Below are 433 nucleotides of genomic sequence, written 5' to 3' on the forward strand. Positions count from 1 at the left end.
TATGTAATTCGTTTACGTGAAGAATTATCATAACAATATCTTTCATTTTAATTTTTTTTATTTCTTTTTCTTTTTTTTTTTTTCTTTTTTATCCTTCCATCTTTTTTCTTCTTTTTTTCTTTTCTTTTTTTATTCTTTTCTTTCCTTTCTTCTTTTTTTTTACTATTCTTTTCTTCTTTTTTTTTTTTTCTTTCTTCTTTTTTTTTTTTTTTCTTTTCTTTCTTTTTCTTTTTCTTTTTCTTTTTTTTTTTTCTCTTTTTTCTTTTTTTTTTTTTTCTCTTTTTCTTTTTTTTTTTTCTTCTTTTTTTTTCTTTTTTTTTTCCTTTTTTTTTTTCTTCTTTCTCTTTTTCTTTTTTTTCCTTTTTCTTTTTTGTATGTTTTCTTTCATTGTATTCTTTTTTTTTTCCCATTTATCTTTTTTCTTCTTATATTT

The 433-nt window shown here is 16.9% G+C and carries 1 protein-coding gene; it reads right to left on the bottom strand.

The features are described from left to right. Window positions 1–47: 47 nt before the first annotated feature. Window positions 48–410, bottom strand: a complete 363-nt coding sequence (locus IDG60_RS27355) for a hypothetical protein (RefSeq protein WP_206160473.1) — start codon at window positions 408–410, stop codon at window positions 48–50. Window positions 411–433: the final 23 nt, after the last annotated feature.

It is taken from the genome of Staphylococcus sp. EG-SA-2, assembly GCF_017152085.1.

Coding starts and splice junctions, on each gene's coding strand:
- IDG60_RS27355 (WP_206160473.1), bottom strand. CDS start 410: ATGGGAAAAAAAAAAGAATACAATGAAAGAAAACATACAAAAAAGAAA.